Source organism: Nostoc sp. UHCC 0870 (genome assembly GCF_022063185.1).
Classification (GTDB): Bacteria; Cyanobacteriota; Cyanobacteriia; order Cyanobacteriales; family Nostocaceae; genus Trichormus.
This window is the reverse complement of record NZ_CP091913.1, coordinates 3,948,091-3,963,348: the sequence shown is the minus strand read 5'-3', so window position 1 is coordinate 3,963,348 and position 15,258 is coordinate 3,948,091. Positions and strand designations below refer to the sequence as shown.

The following is a 15,258-nucleotide window of genomic DNA, read 5'->3' as shown; positions in this document are numbered from 1 at the left end:
TATGATGTTTTTATTAGTCTGTTTCCCAGGTAAAAATTAAGTGTCTTTGGGTACATTTGACACTTGTAATCTTTTTTAACAAATCGCCTGTTGGTATTTTACACTACCGCAGCGTGTGCGTTGTTAATTTACCCATCGGGAAGCCGCCCAAAGGGCTGTTTATGAGAAGTCGCTACCCTCAGGGAAATCGCATTCGCGACTACGCCCAATGAAGCAATAATGCTACCCTAATGTCCAGGCTATGCCCACGACGATGCGCTGGCAAAGTGCCTAACCAAGGGAAGCTGCCTTGCGTGTTGTGAGTGGCAAACTCCTCTTATAGCCAGGTTTTATCTTAACATATCTTATGGTAAGTTTTACGCTAAATTCTATCTTCAGGTGGAAGCAGTAAAACAAGCAAAATAAAACAGACTTTAATGATAAGAAGGGATTGGGGACGAATCAATTCAAAATTCAAAATTCTTCTTGAAAAGTTGAGCCACTGCGTTGGACGGGTTTCCCGGCTTGTAGCAAGTGGCGTTCCTACGGCGGGAAACCCGCCTACAGAACTTTTCGCAAAATTCAAAAAGATTTGGAAGGGAGACAAGGAAGCAGAGGAGCAGAGAAGAGCAACTAAATGCCCCATGTCCTATGCCCCATGTCCTATGCCCCATTCCCAATACCTGATGCCCTCACAATAGTAAAAGACGTGGACTTAGTAAAGCTATTTAAAACTCGAACACCAATTATTGGCGTAGTACACTTGCTACCCCTCCCGACTTCACCTCGTTGGGGAGGTAGCCTCAAAGCAGTGATTGACCGCGCCGAACAAGAAGCAACGGCTCTGGCCAGTGGCGGAGTTGACGGTATTATTGTAGAAAATTTTTTCGATGCACCGTTCACTAAAAATCATGTCGATCCAGCCGTTGTGAGTGCCATGACTATAGTAGTGCAGCGTATCCAGAATTTGGTGATGTTGCCTGTAGGGATCAATGTTTTGCGAAACGATGGTCATAGTGGAATGGCGATCGCTAGTTGTGTAGGGGCGCAATTTATCCGTGTGAATGTTTTGACAGGGGTAATGGCTACCGACCAAGGATTAATTGAAGGGGAAGCCCATCAATTACTCCGCTATCGTCGAGAGTTAGGTACTGATGTCAAAATTCTGGCGGATGTTTTAGTAAAACACGCCCGTCCCCTGAGTTCCCCCAATCTCACTGTTGCTGTCAAAGACACCATTGAGCGTGGTTTGGCAGATGCAGTGATTTTATCGGGTTGGGCTACGGGTAGTCCCCCCAACCAAGAAGATTTAGAACTGGCCTGTAGTGCAGCTAATGATACGCCGGTATTTATTGGCAGTGGGGCAAATTGGGAAAATGTTGCTACACTGTTGCAGGCCGCTAATGGTGTAATTGTTTCTAGTTCATTAAAACGCCAAGGTCGGATTGAGCAACCAATTGACCCCATTCGCGTCAGTCAATTTGTGGAAGCTGCTCGTCGGAGTTGGAACTCCAAAAGTGACAGTGACAGCAAATCAGCAAAACAAGTAAAGTTACATTCTTAAAAATTAGGAAGTAGGGAGTAGATAATTGTCCCCAATTCCCAATCCCCAATCCCCAATCCCCAATCCCCCATTCACAGTTTATGATTCGCCGCCGTTCTACTCCCTGGATTCATAAGTGGTCACGGATAATAATTGCCGCGATCGCTGGACTTGGTGCTTTGAATACTGGCTATTTAACTATCGAAAAGTTAACCGGACGTACTGTTACTTGTCCAGTAGATGCTGTTGGTAAGGGTTGTACTGATGTACTTGCTAGCCCTTGGGGAACAGTTTTCGGACAACCACTCGCCTTATTTGGGCTTTTCGCCTACATCGGTATGCTGGTTTTGGCTTTAGCACCTGTGGTTTTAAAAACAACCGAAAACAAAGGCCCCAAACAACTAGAAAACTTGACTTGGTGGTTACTGTTGGTAGGCGCGATCGCCATGTCTGTTTTTAGTGGCTACTTAATGTATGTACTAGCCTTTCAACTAAAAGCTGTTTGTCCTTATTGCATTACCTCGGCGTTGTTCTCCCTTAGTCTTTTGGTAGTGACTATTATTGGTCGCACCTGGGAGGACATCGGACAAATCTTATTGACTGCGCTAATTGTCGGGATGGTGACAATAATTGCTACTTTGATTGTTTATCAAGATATCAATACCAATCCTCAGACCCCCAATGCTCAAGTTAGTGTACCGCCTGGAAGACTTGCCCCCTTTGTTCCCCAGAGCAAGCCTGACCCTAAATTCGGTTGGGAAATCACTACTACTTCTGGTGAGGCAGAAATTGCTTTAGCACGCCACTTAGTTCAGGTAGGTGCTAAAGAGTATGTAGCTTATTGGTGTCCTCACTGTCATGACCAAAAACAGTTGTTTGGCAAAGAAGCTTACGATATCCTCAAAGAGAATCAGGTCAAGGTAGAATGCGCTCCTGATAGCCCTAATAGTAAACCTGAATTGTGTAAAGCTGCACAGATCACAGGCTTCCCCACTTGGATTATCAACGGTAAACCTTACAGTGGAGTCCAAGACCTCTCAGAACTAGCCAAGGTGACAGGTTATACAGGTCTGAGTAACTTCAAATACTTTAGATAATATCGCCATCTTTATCCTAAATTCCTCGTGAGAGCCAAGAACCCCGATTTCTCAAAGAAATCGGGGTTCTGAATTATCGTAAATTATAGGTTTTAATGTATTGAATTTTGAATTTTGAATTGTTCAGTGGGTAAGGGGAATGAGTCAGAAACTCAGGAAGCGTCTCGTAAAATTAATTTTGGGGCTGAAAGCATCGCTTAGTAGAGTCAATAAAGAATTAATTATTACCTCTGGCGTTGTCATTTTAGTCTTATGTTTACGCTATTTGGGATTATTACAATCCTTAGAGTTAGCGGTATTAGATCAATTTTTTCAGTTACGTCCATATGAGCCTCCCAATCATCGAATTACGATAGTCACCATTGATGAAGCTTCTTTACGCGAAGGATTCCCCATTGCAGATGGTGTGATTGCTGAATTATTGCAAAAACTACAAGCTCATCAACCCCGTGCTATTGGTTTAGATATCTATCGGGATGTGCCGATAAAAGATGGTCATGCAGCTTTAGTTGAAGCATATAAATCAATGCCAAATTTAATTGGTATTGAACTGCTATCACCTAACGGTAAACAGACTGTTTTACCTCCACCAGAATTAAATCGTCAACAGGTAGGCTTTAACAATATACTGTATGACCCTGATGGCAAAGTACGTCGGAGTTTGTTGTATTGGCATATTGGCGATAATTTACACGAAAGCTTTGCTTTAAAACTAGCATTGTTGTATTTAAAATCAGAGGGTATTGTTCCCCAGGGTGCAGCTAGTAACCCGAAGTATTTACAGTTAGGGAAGAAAGTATTTCACCGCTTTCAAGAGAATGATGGTGCTTATGTGAGAGCGGATGCCAAAGGCTATCAAATTTTATCAAATTTTCCCAAACCTGGTTGTGATAATACGCCGGAAAAAAACTGTGGTTATCGCCAAGTTAGTATGGCAGATGTGTTAGATAATCGAGTGCCAATTAGCTTGATTAAGGATCGGATTGTTTTAATTGGCTCTACTGCTTCTAGTCTTCAGGAAGTTGTATTTATTCCCTATTCTAATGGGCTGATGACAGGAGCAAAGCCTATACCTGGGATTGTATTGCAAGCCTATTTTGTTGATCAATTAATCTCAGCAGCTTTAGATGGAAGACCATTATTAAAAGTCTGGCCAGACTTTTGGGAATATTTGTGGATTTTTGCTTGGTCTTATATCGGAACTGCAACTAAATGGCGAATCCGGCGGCCTCTACCTAGATTTTTCCAGAAATTTGCAGATCAGTGGAGTAAGCTTATTCGCAATCTTCCTATTAGCAAGAATGCGGGTAGTGTAGTTTTGTATTTCACTTACATGAAAAGTGCTGTCAGTGTGATACTTTCTTTTTTGGTGCTGATCATAGGTGCATATCTAGCTTTCTTGTCCGGTTGGTGGATACCACTGATTCCGCCACTAATGACATTTAGTGGTTCAGTCATCTGGATAACTTATCATTTGGCTTATATGCAGGAAGAGTTGAAACGCTCTAGAGAGTTTTTACAGCAAGTCATCAATACGATCGCTGACCCCATTTTCGTGAAAAATGAGCAACGTCAGTGGATTGTGTTAAATCAAGCTTATTGTGAATTTATTGGTCATCCTGATACTGTGCTGATTGATCAGTCTGATGTTGATTTTTTCCCGAAACATGAAGCTGATGTCTTCCGTGAGCAAGATGAGTTAGTTTTATTGACACAGCTACCCCAGGAAAATGAAGAAGAATTTACTGATGCTTATGGGAAGACTCACCTAATTGCTACTAAGCGATCGCTCCATAAAGATGCAGCTGGAAACTTCTTTTTAGTAGGGGTGATTCGAGATATTACACAGCGCAAGTTGATGGAAGATGAACTCCGCCGGACTGCGGCTGAGTTGTATCGCTCTAATAGTGAACTTAAACTCAAAGAAGACCGTTTGCGTTATTTAGCCTATCATGACTCTCTGACCGGGCTACCTAATCGTAAATTTTTCGCTGAACAACTGCAAGAATCTATCGACTGGGCGCACAATAATCATTTATTACTGGGGATACTGTTTATTGACCTGGATGGTTTTAAGCAAGTTAACGATACCCTAGGTCATGAAATGGGCGATCGCCTGTTAGTAATTATTGGTCAGCGATTAAGCAATTCTCTACGTGCTAGTGATACTGTTTCTCGCTTGGGTGGCGATGAGTTTACAGTGCTTTTACGCGCGATACCTAATCAGCAAGTAGCGGCTAAAGTCGCTGATAAAATTTTAGTTAGTATCACTGAACCAATCGTTTTAGCTGGATATACTACTAAAGTTTCCGCTAGTATCGGCATCAGTATTTACCCCATAACCGGACAAGATGCGGATACATTGCTGAAACAAGCAGATGCTGCTATGTATCGTGCTAAGAACCTGGGGAAAAATTGCTATGAATTTTCTTAGGGAGTGCTGAGTGAGGAGTGCTGAGTGCTGAGTGCTGAGTGAGGAGTAGTGAGTAGTAAGTGGGGAGTGGTGAGTAGTGAGTGGTGAGTGGGGAGTGGGGAAATTCATTTTTGAAGTTTCAGTAACTTTTATGAATAAAAATTCATGAAAAATTTACAAAAGAGCTACTCTACTACCCAGAGTTGCCTAATTTTTATAGAAATATACTATCAGTAGTGCAAATTTTTCTAAGTGATTTTACAGGATAAATACTGATTTATGTGAGTATTTACACATGAAAATCTTAAGATTTTATTAAATAAATATGGCGTAGATAATTCTTTTGTGGTACTTAATGAACATATATAACTTTAGGCAGAGAATTACTTCTAACTTTAGAGTGATGTTAAGCACTTGCCTTAAGTTGTATTTCTTAATTGTCAAGCTTGTTTGAAGACTAAAATCCGTATTTCGGATGACCTTTATTACTAGATACTTGTCAGTTAAGTAGTTATTTTTCAGTGGAAACGCAATAAATTTACCAAAATTGTCTTTTTGGAAAAGTAATTCAGTTTCCTGTATTTAACAAAACAGCCTCAATAAATTCACAATATCTTCCGTTTACAAAAACCTATGACGACAAAATTGCAAATCATCAGTGCTGTGATGTTCTGTCTCAGTGCTTTTTTGGTAATACCAAAGGTTGCTGACGCTACAGCTACTCTCCATCATTTACCAAATCTTGCTTCTAATCATCCTGCTAGTAAGGCTACAACAGCTCGTGAAGATGAGCCAAAAGATTTAGTTAACACTTACGTCCCGCCAAATTATGGAGGGCCAGACAGCGAATATGGGAGTGGTACTCGTTAAATCTTTTTTTTGGACAAATTTGGAATGTACAAACAAATAAAGATTAGTCACAAGGTGGTTCTTGCGACAAAATTATCTTGTTCCAACACAAAAGCTAGGGTATGTTAGGTTTAGAGAACATTCAGTATTTCTACTTGCTCTTTTTAAAAGAGTATAGTCAATGAAAGCACTTAGTAGAATTTACTTAAGAAAGATTTAAGATTTGACGATGGGCGATTTACTCCATAGGTACTTATGTACTAAAGTGTGAATTTGCCAATCAGGATTGGGGTGGGGGTAGTCTAAGCGATAATGTCCACCCCGGCTTTCAGTTCTAAAGGCAGCACTTTTGAGGATGAGATAAGCTACATCTAGTAAATTGCCAGTTTCTGACCATAATCGAACTTGTTGATCAACGTCGGGAAAATGGAATTTCACGGGTTCGTTGGGATGTAACGCCAGCAAGAATTGACTCAAAGGTAAAGCCGCGAAATCTTGCCGCCAAGATTCTACCGTAGCGATCGCACTTAATAAACTTGACTCTTCCCGACAAATGCCGGCACTTTGCCAAACTAGACGGGGCAATTTTTCCCTGATGGTGGCTAGCTGTGTTTGTTGGTTTTGCCATTCCTGAAGATCAGTATTAAATTCCCGTGCTGGTAATGCTGGTAATTGTGAATCTTCCCAATCAGGAAGTTGGATTTGTGCCAACTGTGCGCCAAAAACAATACATTCCAGCAGGGAATTACTCGCTAGGCGGTTAGCCCCGTGTACCCCTGTACTGGCAGTTTCTCCCACTGCGTATAATCCCGGTATATTGGTACGATTCATTAAATCAGTGGCAATTCCACCCATCCAATAATGGGCGGCTGGGGCGACGGGGATGGGTTGATGAAAGACATCAATCCCCCAATGCTGACAAACTTTGAGAATGTTGGGAAAACGCTGGCGAATTTTGTCAGGGGGGATAGGGCGCATATCTAACCACACATTAGCCGTAGCCAGATCAACGGCGGTACGTTGCAGATGGCTGAAAATGGCTCGACTGACTATATCTCTGGGTGCAAGTTCACCAGAGGGGTGATAGTCAAAAGCAAACCGCCGTCCTTCATCATCAATTAGGTGTGCGCCTTCCCCACGGACAGCTTCACTAATCAGGAAACGTCCGGGTTTAGTTAAAGCCGTGGGGTGAAATTGGACAAATTCCAAATCGCGGAGAATTGCTCCCACCCGCCAAGCGATCGCCACTCCATCGCCGGTACTGACGGCTGGGTTAGTAGTTTGGGCAAATACCTGGCCGCCGCCACCTGTAGCTAGTACCACAGCCCTAGCTTTGATGGGGCGAATTTCACCTTGATAAAACAGACTAATTCCCTGACACTTACCACTTTCAGGTTCTAGCCACAGACTCAAAGCTAAAGCTTGCTGAATTACTTGAATATTTGGACGACGCAATACTTGGGCGGTGAGAGTAGTTGTCACTTCTCTACCGGTGGTGTCAGCAGCATGAAGAACCCGGTGACGAGAGTGGGCTGCTTCTAAAGTTAATGCTAAAGCTTGGGCTTGCCCGTGACGGTCAAAAGCTACCCCCAAGTTTACCAAAGATTGAATACAACTAGGGGCGTGTTGGGCGAGGAACTCTACAGCTTCCACATCACATAAACCTGCGCCTGCTTGGAGTGTATCTTCAATATGAAGGGCAGGAGAATCATCAGGCGCGATCGCGGCGGCTATACCACCTTGCGCCCAATCACTGGCTGAGAGAGAAACTGTTTCTTTAGTAATCAAGCCGACACGCAAAGATTCTGGCAGACACAAAGCTGTATAAAGTCCAGCTGCACCAGCACCGACTACTAAAACGTCAAATTGGCTAGGGATGTCTATTTCCAAGGTTGGGGAATTGGGGGACTGGGGATTGGGGACTGGGGATTGGGGACTGGGGACTGGGGACGGAATACCCAATCTTAATTACGAATTACGTTAGCGGAGCGGGACGTTAGTCCATTACGAATTACGAATTAGTAACTTATTCCCTGATCACATAATAAGACTCCCACCCCCTGGGATAGAGAGTGGGTGAGTCTTCTTGACAGTAACTACACAAAAAGTTATCTGTAGATACCGTTGTTAAAGCGATCATCGCCTTCATTGAAGACAGATTCTAGTTCTGTCACAGTGAAGTTATCAAAATTAGCTTGCAGCAATTGCTTTTGGCGATCGCTCAATCCAGGCAAATCCAAGATATCCTCTACTTTAGAGTAAGGAGCATTCTTGATGATTTTTTTCGCCAGAGTGGGGTATAAACCTGGATATTGTTGAAAAGCTCTGACGTTGGTATTATTCAAATCAACTTTTTTACCGAACTCTGTTCCTAGTTTGTTGTCTGCTTTATTCGTCCGTTCTACGGCTAAAACTGGGACTTGAGGCATAACGAAACTTTGTAAATTGGCAGCTTGGGCAATCTGAGTTGTTCCCAACCATCCCCAACAACCAAGCAACAAACTAAATACTGTTAATAAACGCGCCAATCCTTTCACGATTTTTTACCTCTTTCCATCAAACTGAAATAACAGCGTTAAGCTCACAGCTGCCAACAATATCTAGTCCATCATCCATAGTTGTGACTATTGACTCTCGATTATTAACTGTTGACTAAAAACTGATGGCTTAATCTACACACAGCAGCCATCAGAAACTAATATACAGCTTATTAATGGCCACAATCTTTGCTGCTACTTGGTTGGCAATATAAATTAGGCTAGATACTGGAGCAGGAAGAGAAGAGAGACAGGGGAAAATACTGTTTATTTAAGGATAGTTAACGATTTTCCTATTCTTAGGCGGACAAAGCTGCTAAAAGAAATAGACTATCTACCAAAATTGTACTTAAAACTGCACCACCAAAAGCATACAAGTGTCGCTGCTTTTGGCTTAAAGGGATGACACCTGCAACTAGCAAGACGATAGCTAAAATAATTGCCCAGGATACACCCCAAGGAGTTTGTACTTGTGTAACGGCAGCCTGTAAAATCGGTGACACCTTGCTGGGTTCTACCTGCATGATTTGCCGCCAATAGGGTATTAAGTCTACTAAATAAAAGTAAATATCTGTTAAGACTGTACCGAGTAAAGAACCTAAATAAAACCAGTTACCAACTTTGCCCCAATTACGAGCTAAACACCAACAGGCAAAGGGTAGACCTATTGATTCTACTGGTAGATGCCATAGAGGCTCAAAACGCAACCAACCCCAGTAAATTCCCCCTGCTAACCAACTCCAGCTAAAGCCTAAGAGCAAATCGCCCCAAAGATAAGTAGCAGGGCGTGACATTAATTTAAAACTCAGCCATACCCAAAATCCGGTCATAGCTAAACTAACAACCGGCAGCGATCGCACCAGTGGTGCTTCAATAAATACTGGCACTGAGACTAAAAACACGGCGGCGGCAAATATTAACCAAGTTTGCCGCCTAGGTACAACCAGGGGGAAAGAGGCCGAAGCTTGTAGCGTTGATTCTAATTCCTCAATCTCCCTTGGTTCTGTCTCTTTTGGGCTTAATTCTGTATTTATCGCTGTGGTCGAAGTAGTGTAAGAGGAAAAAGTATTATTAATCAAAATTTTAATAATTGTTACTAAACTTTATATTAACCAAAATACCATACGCCAAAATCCCCCCCTGGGGCATTTTTATTTTACTACGGTTTTGCGTGGGATAGGTGATAGGTGACAGGCGACAGGTGACAGGTGACAGGTGATAGGTGACAGGTGATAGGTGACAGGTGACAGGTGACAGGTGATAGGTGACAGGTGATAGGTGACAGGTGATAGGTGACAGGTGACAGGTGACAGGTGACAGGTGCAAAATTGCTTCCCAGTCCCCAGTCCCCAATCCCCAGTTATTTAATTTTGAATTTTGAATTTTGAATTGATTTGTCCCCAGTCCCTTGCACAGCCAACTAGAACATGAGATGCTTTGTTGGGTAATTTTCCTGGCAAGTTCTTGAGAGATATGTTTGTTTAATTATTGGTAATCATAGCGATCGCAGGTAGACTTATGACTTTATTGAAACGTCGGTGGTTTGTGCTGCTTGGTGCAGTCTCTGCTGTTTTATCGGTAGCAGCATTTCCAATCAAAGTTCTCAGTACCCCAGATAGTGTCAGTACAGTTGGGGTAAAAGCGATGAATATTTGGCAGGCGATTGTTTTAGGCTTTGTGCAGGGAATGACTGAGTTTTTGCCTATTAGCAGCACAGCCCATTTAAAAGTCGTACCCGTAGCGTTGGGCTGGGGTGATCCGGGGGTGGCGTTTACTGCCATTATTCAGCTAGGTAGTATAGCCGCCGTGTTGTCGTATTTCTGGGGAGATTTGACCAGAATTATGAAGGGAGCTACCAGAGCGATCGCCTTGAAAGATTACAATGATTATGACTTCCGCTTGTTATTGGGTATTCTGTTAGGAACTTTACCAATAGTCTTTTTTGGACTGTTAATTAAAAGATTTATTCCCGACTTTGATAATTCACCCATTAGAAGCCTAGGAGCGATCGCCATTGCCTCAATTTTCATGTCAATTTTACTAGGCTTGGCAGAAAAACTCGGTCAGCGTCAGCGAGATTTTGAACACTTGACAATGCAAGATGGGCTACTAATGGGTTTAGCTCAAGCCTTGGCTTTAGTTCCTGGGGTATCGCGTTCCGGTTCTACCCTCACTTCAGGGTTATTTATGGGTTTACAACGGGAAACAGCCGCGAGGTTTTCATTTTTGTTAGGGATTCCCGCCATTACCTTAGCGGGGTTAGTTTCATTAAAAGATGTATTAGATACAAGTTTAGGAGATGGGGCAATTATTCCCCTAGTAGCGGGAGTAATTTCGGCGGCGATTTTTTCTTATATTGCGATCGCAGGGTTACTGCGTTTCCTCAAAACTCAAAGCACTTGGGTGTTTATTTGGTATCGATTGGTATTTGGTGTAGTAATTTTAAGTGCAATCAGTGCCAGACTGTTGAACAATAGTTAATAGATCATTGGTCATGAGTCATTAAGTTGACTGTTGACCGTTGACTGTTGACCGTTGACGTTGGACTCATGACTACTATTCGTCCTGCCAAAATTACTAAGGTATTACCAGACTCGATCGCAGCTGAAATTGGCTTTGAAGTCGGTGATGCGATCGCAGCTATCAATGGCACACAGCCCCGTGATTTAATTGATTATAAATTTCTCTGCTCAGACGAATTTTTAGAATTAGAAGTTTTAGATGCTTCTGGCAAAACTCATTATGTTGAAATTGAAAAGGACTACGACGAAGACCTGGGGTTAGAGTTTGAGACTGCGTTGTTTGATGGTCTGATTCAGTGCAATAACCGTTGTCCGTTTTGCTTTATCGATCAACAACCCCCAGGTAAACGTTCTAGCTTGTATTTCAAAGACGATGATTATCGTTTGAGCTTTTTATATGGCTCTTATCTAACTCTTACCAATTTACCGGAAAGGGAATGGCAACGAATTGAGCAGATGCGGTTGTCTCCCTTGTATGTTTCCGTTCATGCGACAGAACCGGACATCAGAATTAGACTGCTAAAAAATCAGCGTGGGGGACAAATTTTAGAACAGTTGCGCTGGTTTCAAAAAAGACGGTTGCAAATTCATGCTCAAGTCGTCGTCTGTCCGGGGATAAATGATGGTCAACACCTGGAACAAACCCTAAGAGATTTAGCGTCATTTTATACTGATGAAGTTCCTACTGTAGCATCGGTGGCAGTCGTACCAGTAGGTTTGACAAGATTCCGTCCTGAACAAGATGAACTAGTACCTGTAACCCCAGAAAAAGCTCAAGAAGTGATTGCTCAAGTGCAATTACTGACACGAGAATTTCGGCAAAAGTCTGGTTCTAATATTGCTTGGTTAGCTGATGAATGGTTTTTGATCGGTGGTGCAGAATTACCCAGTGAATCTGAATATGAAGAGTATCCGCAAATTGATAACGGGGTGGGTTCAATTCGCTTATTTATTAAGCAATTTGAAACGGCGGCGGCAGAATTATTGCCAGACGAAATTCCATCTACCAGAAAATTAACTTGGGTTGTTGGTAATGCTGTGGAAAAAGCTTTCCAACCAATTGTGCAACGATTAAATAATGTTGCAGGTTTGGAAGTGAATATGCAGGCATTAAATAGTAATTATTGGGGACAAGCTATTAGTGTTACAGGCTTAATTACAGGCCATGACTTACTTATAAACTTAAAAGGGCAAGATTTAGGTGAGGGAATTTTGCTGCCTAATGTCATGCTTAAACATGGAGAATTAGTATTTTTAGATGACATGAGTGTGGCAGAAGTAGCGCAGCAATTAAATACAAAAATTTTGCCAGTAGCAGGGGTAGAAGAACTGATCAATACTTGTATTAGTGATACCGTGAAAATTTAATTAGTAAATCTCAGTCGTTTTTCGGAGGTAAAATATGGTGATTTTGCCTCATAAATAATAAAGAAAAGTTAATTAATAAATGAGGGCGTGTAGTGAAGAGTCAGGTGTTAGACAATAAAAAGAATCCCAAATTGTTATTAAAAAATCACAGATTCTTCATTTTTACAGCTCAATTTATTATTGTTAACTGTTTAAATATTGTGTCAGTCAAGGCCGCTACACCAGCACCTGTTTTGAGTGTGGTACAAAGCCCAGAAAATACACAGCATTGGATAGGAATTACCAAACGCTTACAAACTATTGGCGTACCCTATTGTGTACTTCCCCTAGAGAACGTGAAGAGTGCAGCAGATTGGGGCGATCGCCAGGTGTTATTCTTACCCAATATTGAAACACTAACAGCAGAGCAAGCGATCGCTCTAGAAAGATGGACAAACAAAGGCGGTAATTTGATTGCTAGCGGTGCGGTAGGTAGTCTCTCAGCCCCCGGAGTGCGTCAGTTGTTGAAAAACCTCTTGGGAAGCTATTGGGGATTTAGCCTCAATAATAAACAGCAACTTAAACCACCAAAAACTCAACTTCCAGCCTGGGTAAACCAAAAGGGACTTTTTGGTCAGGTGCATGGCGGTGTTTTAGTTCCTAATGATGGTGCTAGCAAAGCTGTGGCTGTTTGGAATTCCCAAGATAACGCGGCTGCGGTGGTGAGTACAGAACGTTCTACTTTGTTGGGTTGGCGGTGGGGAACAGATGCAGCTTCCTCTGCTGAATTAGATACGGCTTGGTTACAAGTTGCGCTCAATCGTCATATCTCCACACCAGCCAATGGTAATCAAAAAATCACAGAATCTGCCCCAAATTGCCCTGCACCAATCGCTAAGACTCCCTCTACTTCTCCCACGTCCCCAACAGACGCGATAAATCCTGTCTCTACAAGGAAACAGGATGAGGCTATAGACCAACTAGAACAAACAGTCCGTTGGGATGTTGTCCCTAATTCTCATGAACCTATTAATGCTGGCGAAGCAGCCGCCATGCAACAACAGCTAGAAAATCTCATTGGTCGAGTTGAAAGCGCACATTTAGCAGCTTTAGCCAATGCTCCGAAGTCTGACGTATCCCAGTCTGTCAAGGGAGAAGATAGACAATTGGCTACTACTAGATTGGTTACGCCCATACCTAATCAAGAGCAAGTTTTAGCACAAGCTAGGGTCATAGTTAACAACTTACCTCGGTTGATTGCCAATAAAAATTACGCCCTGGCTCGTCAACAATGGCTAGTAGCTAGAAATAACTTGTGGAAACAGTTTCCCGTTGATCGGAGATTAGCACCAGCCGAAATTCGGGCTGTGTGGTTAGACCGAGGGACAATTGTCCGTGCAGGTGGCGAACAAGGACTAAGTAAAGTTTTTGACCGCCTAGCACAATCTGGTATCAATACTATTTTTTTTGAAGTTGTCAATGCTGGTTATCCCATTTATCCCAGCCAAGTTGCACCACAGCAAAACCCATTAATTCGGGATTGGGACCCTTTGGCTGTGGGGGTGAAATTAGCCCATGAGCGCGGGATGGAGTTACACGCTTGGGTGTGGACTTTTGCTGTGGGAAATCAGCGTCATAATGAACTGCTCAACATCAATCCTGATTATCCCGGGCCAGTGCTGGCGGCTCATCCTGGTTGGGCTAACTACGATAACCAGGGCAAAATTATTCCTGTAGGTCAGACCAAGCCATTTCTTGACCCAGCTAATCCCGAAGCGCGGCAGTATTTACTCAAATTGTATGAGGAGATTGTCACCCGCTACAAGGTAGATGGACTACAACTAGACTATATTCGCTATCCTTTTCAAGACCCAGCCGCCGGTCGGACTTATGGTTATGGTCAAGCTGCTAGAGGGGAATTTCAAAAACTCACAGGGGTAGACCCAGTAACTATTACACCAAGTCAAGCTCAATTGTGGCAACAGTGGACAGCATTTCGCACTCAGCAAGTAGATAGCTTTGTGACCGAAGTATCACAGATGATGCGCCAAAAGCGAACTAACTTGATTTTGTCGGTGGCTGTCTTTCCGCTACCAGAAGCAGAACGTATCCAGAAATTGCAACAACACTGGGAAGTGTGGGCGCGACGAGGGGATATTGATTTAATTATTCCCATGACTTATGCCCAAGATACTGTGCGCTTTCAACAGCTAGCGCAACCTTGGATCGCTTCGACTCAGTTAGGCTCTACCTTGTTAATACCAGGAATTCGCCTGCTTTCTTTACCTACCCTAGGAACATTAGACCAACTGCAATTGGTCAGGGATTTGCCAGTTGGTGGTTATGCTCTTTTTGCTGCCGAAAATGTTAACCATGAATTACACAAGCTCTTTGTTAACACTCAAGGTAAGTTTGCATCTGTAATTAATGAACCTATACCCCATCGTGACCCCTTACAATCGGCTGTAACTAGGTATAATGCACTACAGAGAGAATGGCGTTTAGTTTTACATCAAGAAAAATTACAAATATCGCCCAAGGTAATTTCAGAGTTTCACAGCCAGGCGGAAGTATTACAAAATGCTTTAACTCAATTAGCAACTTCACCTTCTCCCAGGAAATTGCTCGTTGCTAAATCCAGCCTAACACGCTTCCAATCTCAGTTTCGGGTGTGGATGCGCGACCAAAATATTAGTAATAGTTACCAAATCAAAGCTTGGGAAAATCGTCTATCCACTATAGAAAGGCTGTTACGGTATGGTGAGAAGCGGTTAGAGCTAAATTCTCAGCAGAGAACTAATCAAAGTCCGAAATTTTGATCAATTTCTCGATTTATATCGTTTTAATCCTAAAAGCTAGCGATAGCAGCAGCATAGCCCCATGCAAAATCAGCAAATTACAGCTTCAAATTGGCTAGTCTTGATTGTTGTATTTCTTCATACTAAAATTATGGTATTTATACGAGAGATAT

At 42.5% G+C, this 15,258-nt stretch carries 11 protein-coding genes; 7 read left to right on the top strand and 4 right to left on the bottom strand.

Annotated features, from left to right (window positions below; all coding sequences use genetic code 11):
* Window positions 1-361: 361 nt before the first annotated feature.
* A complete protein-coding gene (locus tag L6494_RS16625) occupies window positions 362-625 on the bottom strand; it encodes a hypothetical protein (RefSeq protein ID WP_237988817.1) in 264 nt (87 codons plus the stop codon).
* A 63-nt stretch (window positions 626-688) separates the two neighbouring features.
* Here L6494_RS16625 and btpA point away from each other — a divergent pair, with 63 nt between their 5' ends.
* The 4 genes from btpA to L6494_RS16605 all read left to right on the top strand — a co-directional run bounded on the left by btpA (window position 689) and on the right by L6494_RS16605 (window position 5,902).
* Entirely contained in the window at window positions 689-1,543 is an 855-nt protein-coding gene (btpA, locus tag L6494_RS16620; RefSeq protein ID WP_237996064.1) for a photosystem I biogenesis protein BtpA, read from the top strand.
* 80 nt (window positions 1,544-1,623) lie between these two features.
* Window positions 1,624-2,619, top strand: a complete 996-nt coding sequence (locus tag L6494_RS16615; RefSeq protein WP_237988816.1) for a vitamin K epoxide reductase family protein — start codon at window positions 1,624-1,626, stop codon at window positions 2,617-2,619.
* Between the two features lie 139 nt (window positions 2,620-2,758).
* Window positions 2,759-5,053 (top strand): CHASE2 domain-containing protein, encoded by a 2,295-nt coding sequence (locus L6494_RS16610; protein WP_237988815.1) that lies wholly within the window; start codon window positions 2,759-2,761, stop codon window positions 5,051-5,053.
* Between the two features lie 612 nt (window positions 5,054-5,665).
* Complete coding sequence (locus L6494_RS16605; RefSeq protein WP_237988814.1) at window positions 5,666-5,902, top strand: hypothetical protein; 237 nt, start codon at window positions 5,666-5,668, stop codon at window positions 5,900-5,902.
* 195 nt (window positions 5,903-6,097) lie between these two features.
* Here L6494_RS16605 and nadB read toward each other — a convergent pair whose 3' ends face one another.
* The 3 genes from nadB to L6494_RS16590 all read right to left on the bottom strand — a co-directional run bounded on the left by nadB (window position 6,098) and on the right by L6494_RS16590 (window position 9,497).
* A complete protein-coding gene (gene nadB, locus L6494_RS16600; RefSeq protein WP_237996063.1) occupies window positions 6,098-7,771 on the bottom strand; it encodes an L-aspartate oxidase in 1,674 nt (557 codons plus the stop codon).
* 218 nt (window positions 7,772-7,989) lie between these two features.
* Window positions 7,990-8,418, bottom strand: a complete 429-nt coding sequence (psbU, locus tag L6494_RS16595; protein WP_237988813.1) for a photosystem II complex extrinsic protein PsbU — start codon at window positions 8,416-8,418, stop codon at window positions 7,990-7,992.
* A 299-nt stretch (window positions 8,419-8,717) separates the two neighbouring features.
* On the bottom strand, window positions 8,718-9,497 hold the full coding sequence (locus L6494_RS16590) for a DUF3120 domain-containing protein (RefSeq protein WP_237988812.1): 780 nt from the start codon (window positions 9,495-9,497) through the stop codon (window positions 8,718-8,720).
* Between the two features lie 439 nt (window positions 9,498-9,936).
* Between L6494_RS16590 and L6494_RS16585 the strand changes: the two genes are divergently transcribed.
* The 3 genes from L6494_RS16585 to L6494_RS16575 all read left to right on the top strand — a co-directional run bounded on the left by L6494_RS16585 (window position 9,937) and on the right by L6494_RS16575 (window position 15,106).
* Window positions 9,937-10,899 carry an undecaprenyl-diphosphate phosphatase gene (locus L6494_RS16585; RefSeq protein WP_237988811.1) on the top strand — a complete coding sequence of 321 codons (963 nt, stop codon included), beginning with the start codon at window positions 9,937-9,939 and terminating at the stop codon, window positions 10,897-10,899.
* Window positions 10,900-10,967: 68 nt separating this feature from the next.
* Complete coding sequence (locus L6494_RS16580) at window positions 10,968-12,308, top strand: TIGR03279 family radical SAM protein (RefSeq protein ID WP_237988810.1); 1,341 nt, start codon at window positions 10,968-10,970, stop codon at window positions 12,306-12,308.
* Window positions 12,309-12,400: 92 nt separating this feature from the next.
* Window positions 12,401-15,106: a glycoside hydrolase family 10 protein gene (locus L6494_RS16575; protein WP_237988809.1), complete on the top strand. Its 2,706-nt coding sequence runs from the start codon at window positions 12,401-12,403 to the stop codon at window positions 15,104-15,106.
* The last annotated feature ends 152 nt before the right edge of the window (window positions 15,107-15,258 follow it).

What these genes read in the sequence shown, in the direction of transcription:
- L6494_RS16625 (WP_237988817.1), bottom strand. Translation starts at nt 625, where the DNA reads ATGGGGCATTTAGTTGCTCTTCTCTGCTCCTCTGCTTCCTTGTCTCCC.
- L6494_RS16615 (WP_237988816.1), top strand. Translation starts at nt 1,624, where the DNA reads ATGATTCGCCGCCGTTCTACTCCCTGGATTCATAAGTGGTCACGGATA.
- L6494_RS16610 (WP_237988815.1), top strand. Translation starts at nt 2,759, where the DNA reads ATGAGTCAGAAACTCAGGAAGCGTCTCGTAAAATTAATTTTGGGGCTG.
- L6494_RS16605 (WP_237988814.1), top strand. Translation starts at nt 5,666, where the DNA reads ATGACGACAAAATTGCAAATCATCAGTGCTGTGATGTTCTGTCTCAGT.
- L6494_RS16585 (WP_237988811.1), top strand. Translation starts at nt 9,937, where the DNA reads ATGACTTTATTGAAACGTCGGTGGTTTGTGCTGCTTGGTGCAGTCTCT.
- L6494_RS16580 (WP_237988810.1), top strand. Translation starts at nt 10,968, where the DNA reads ATGACTACTATTCGTCCTGCCAAAATTACTAAGGTATTACCAGACTCG.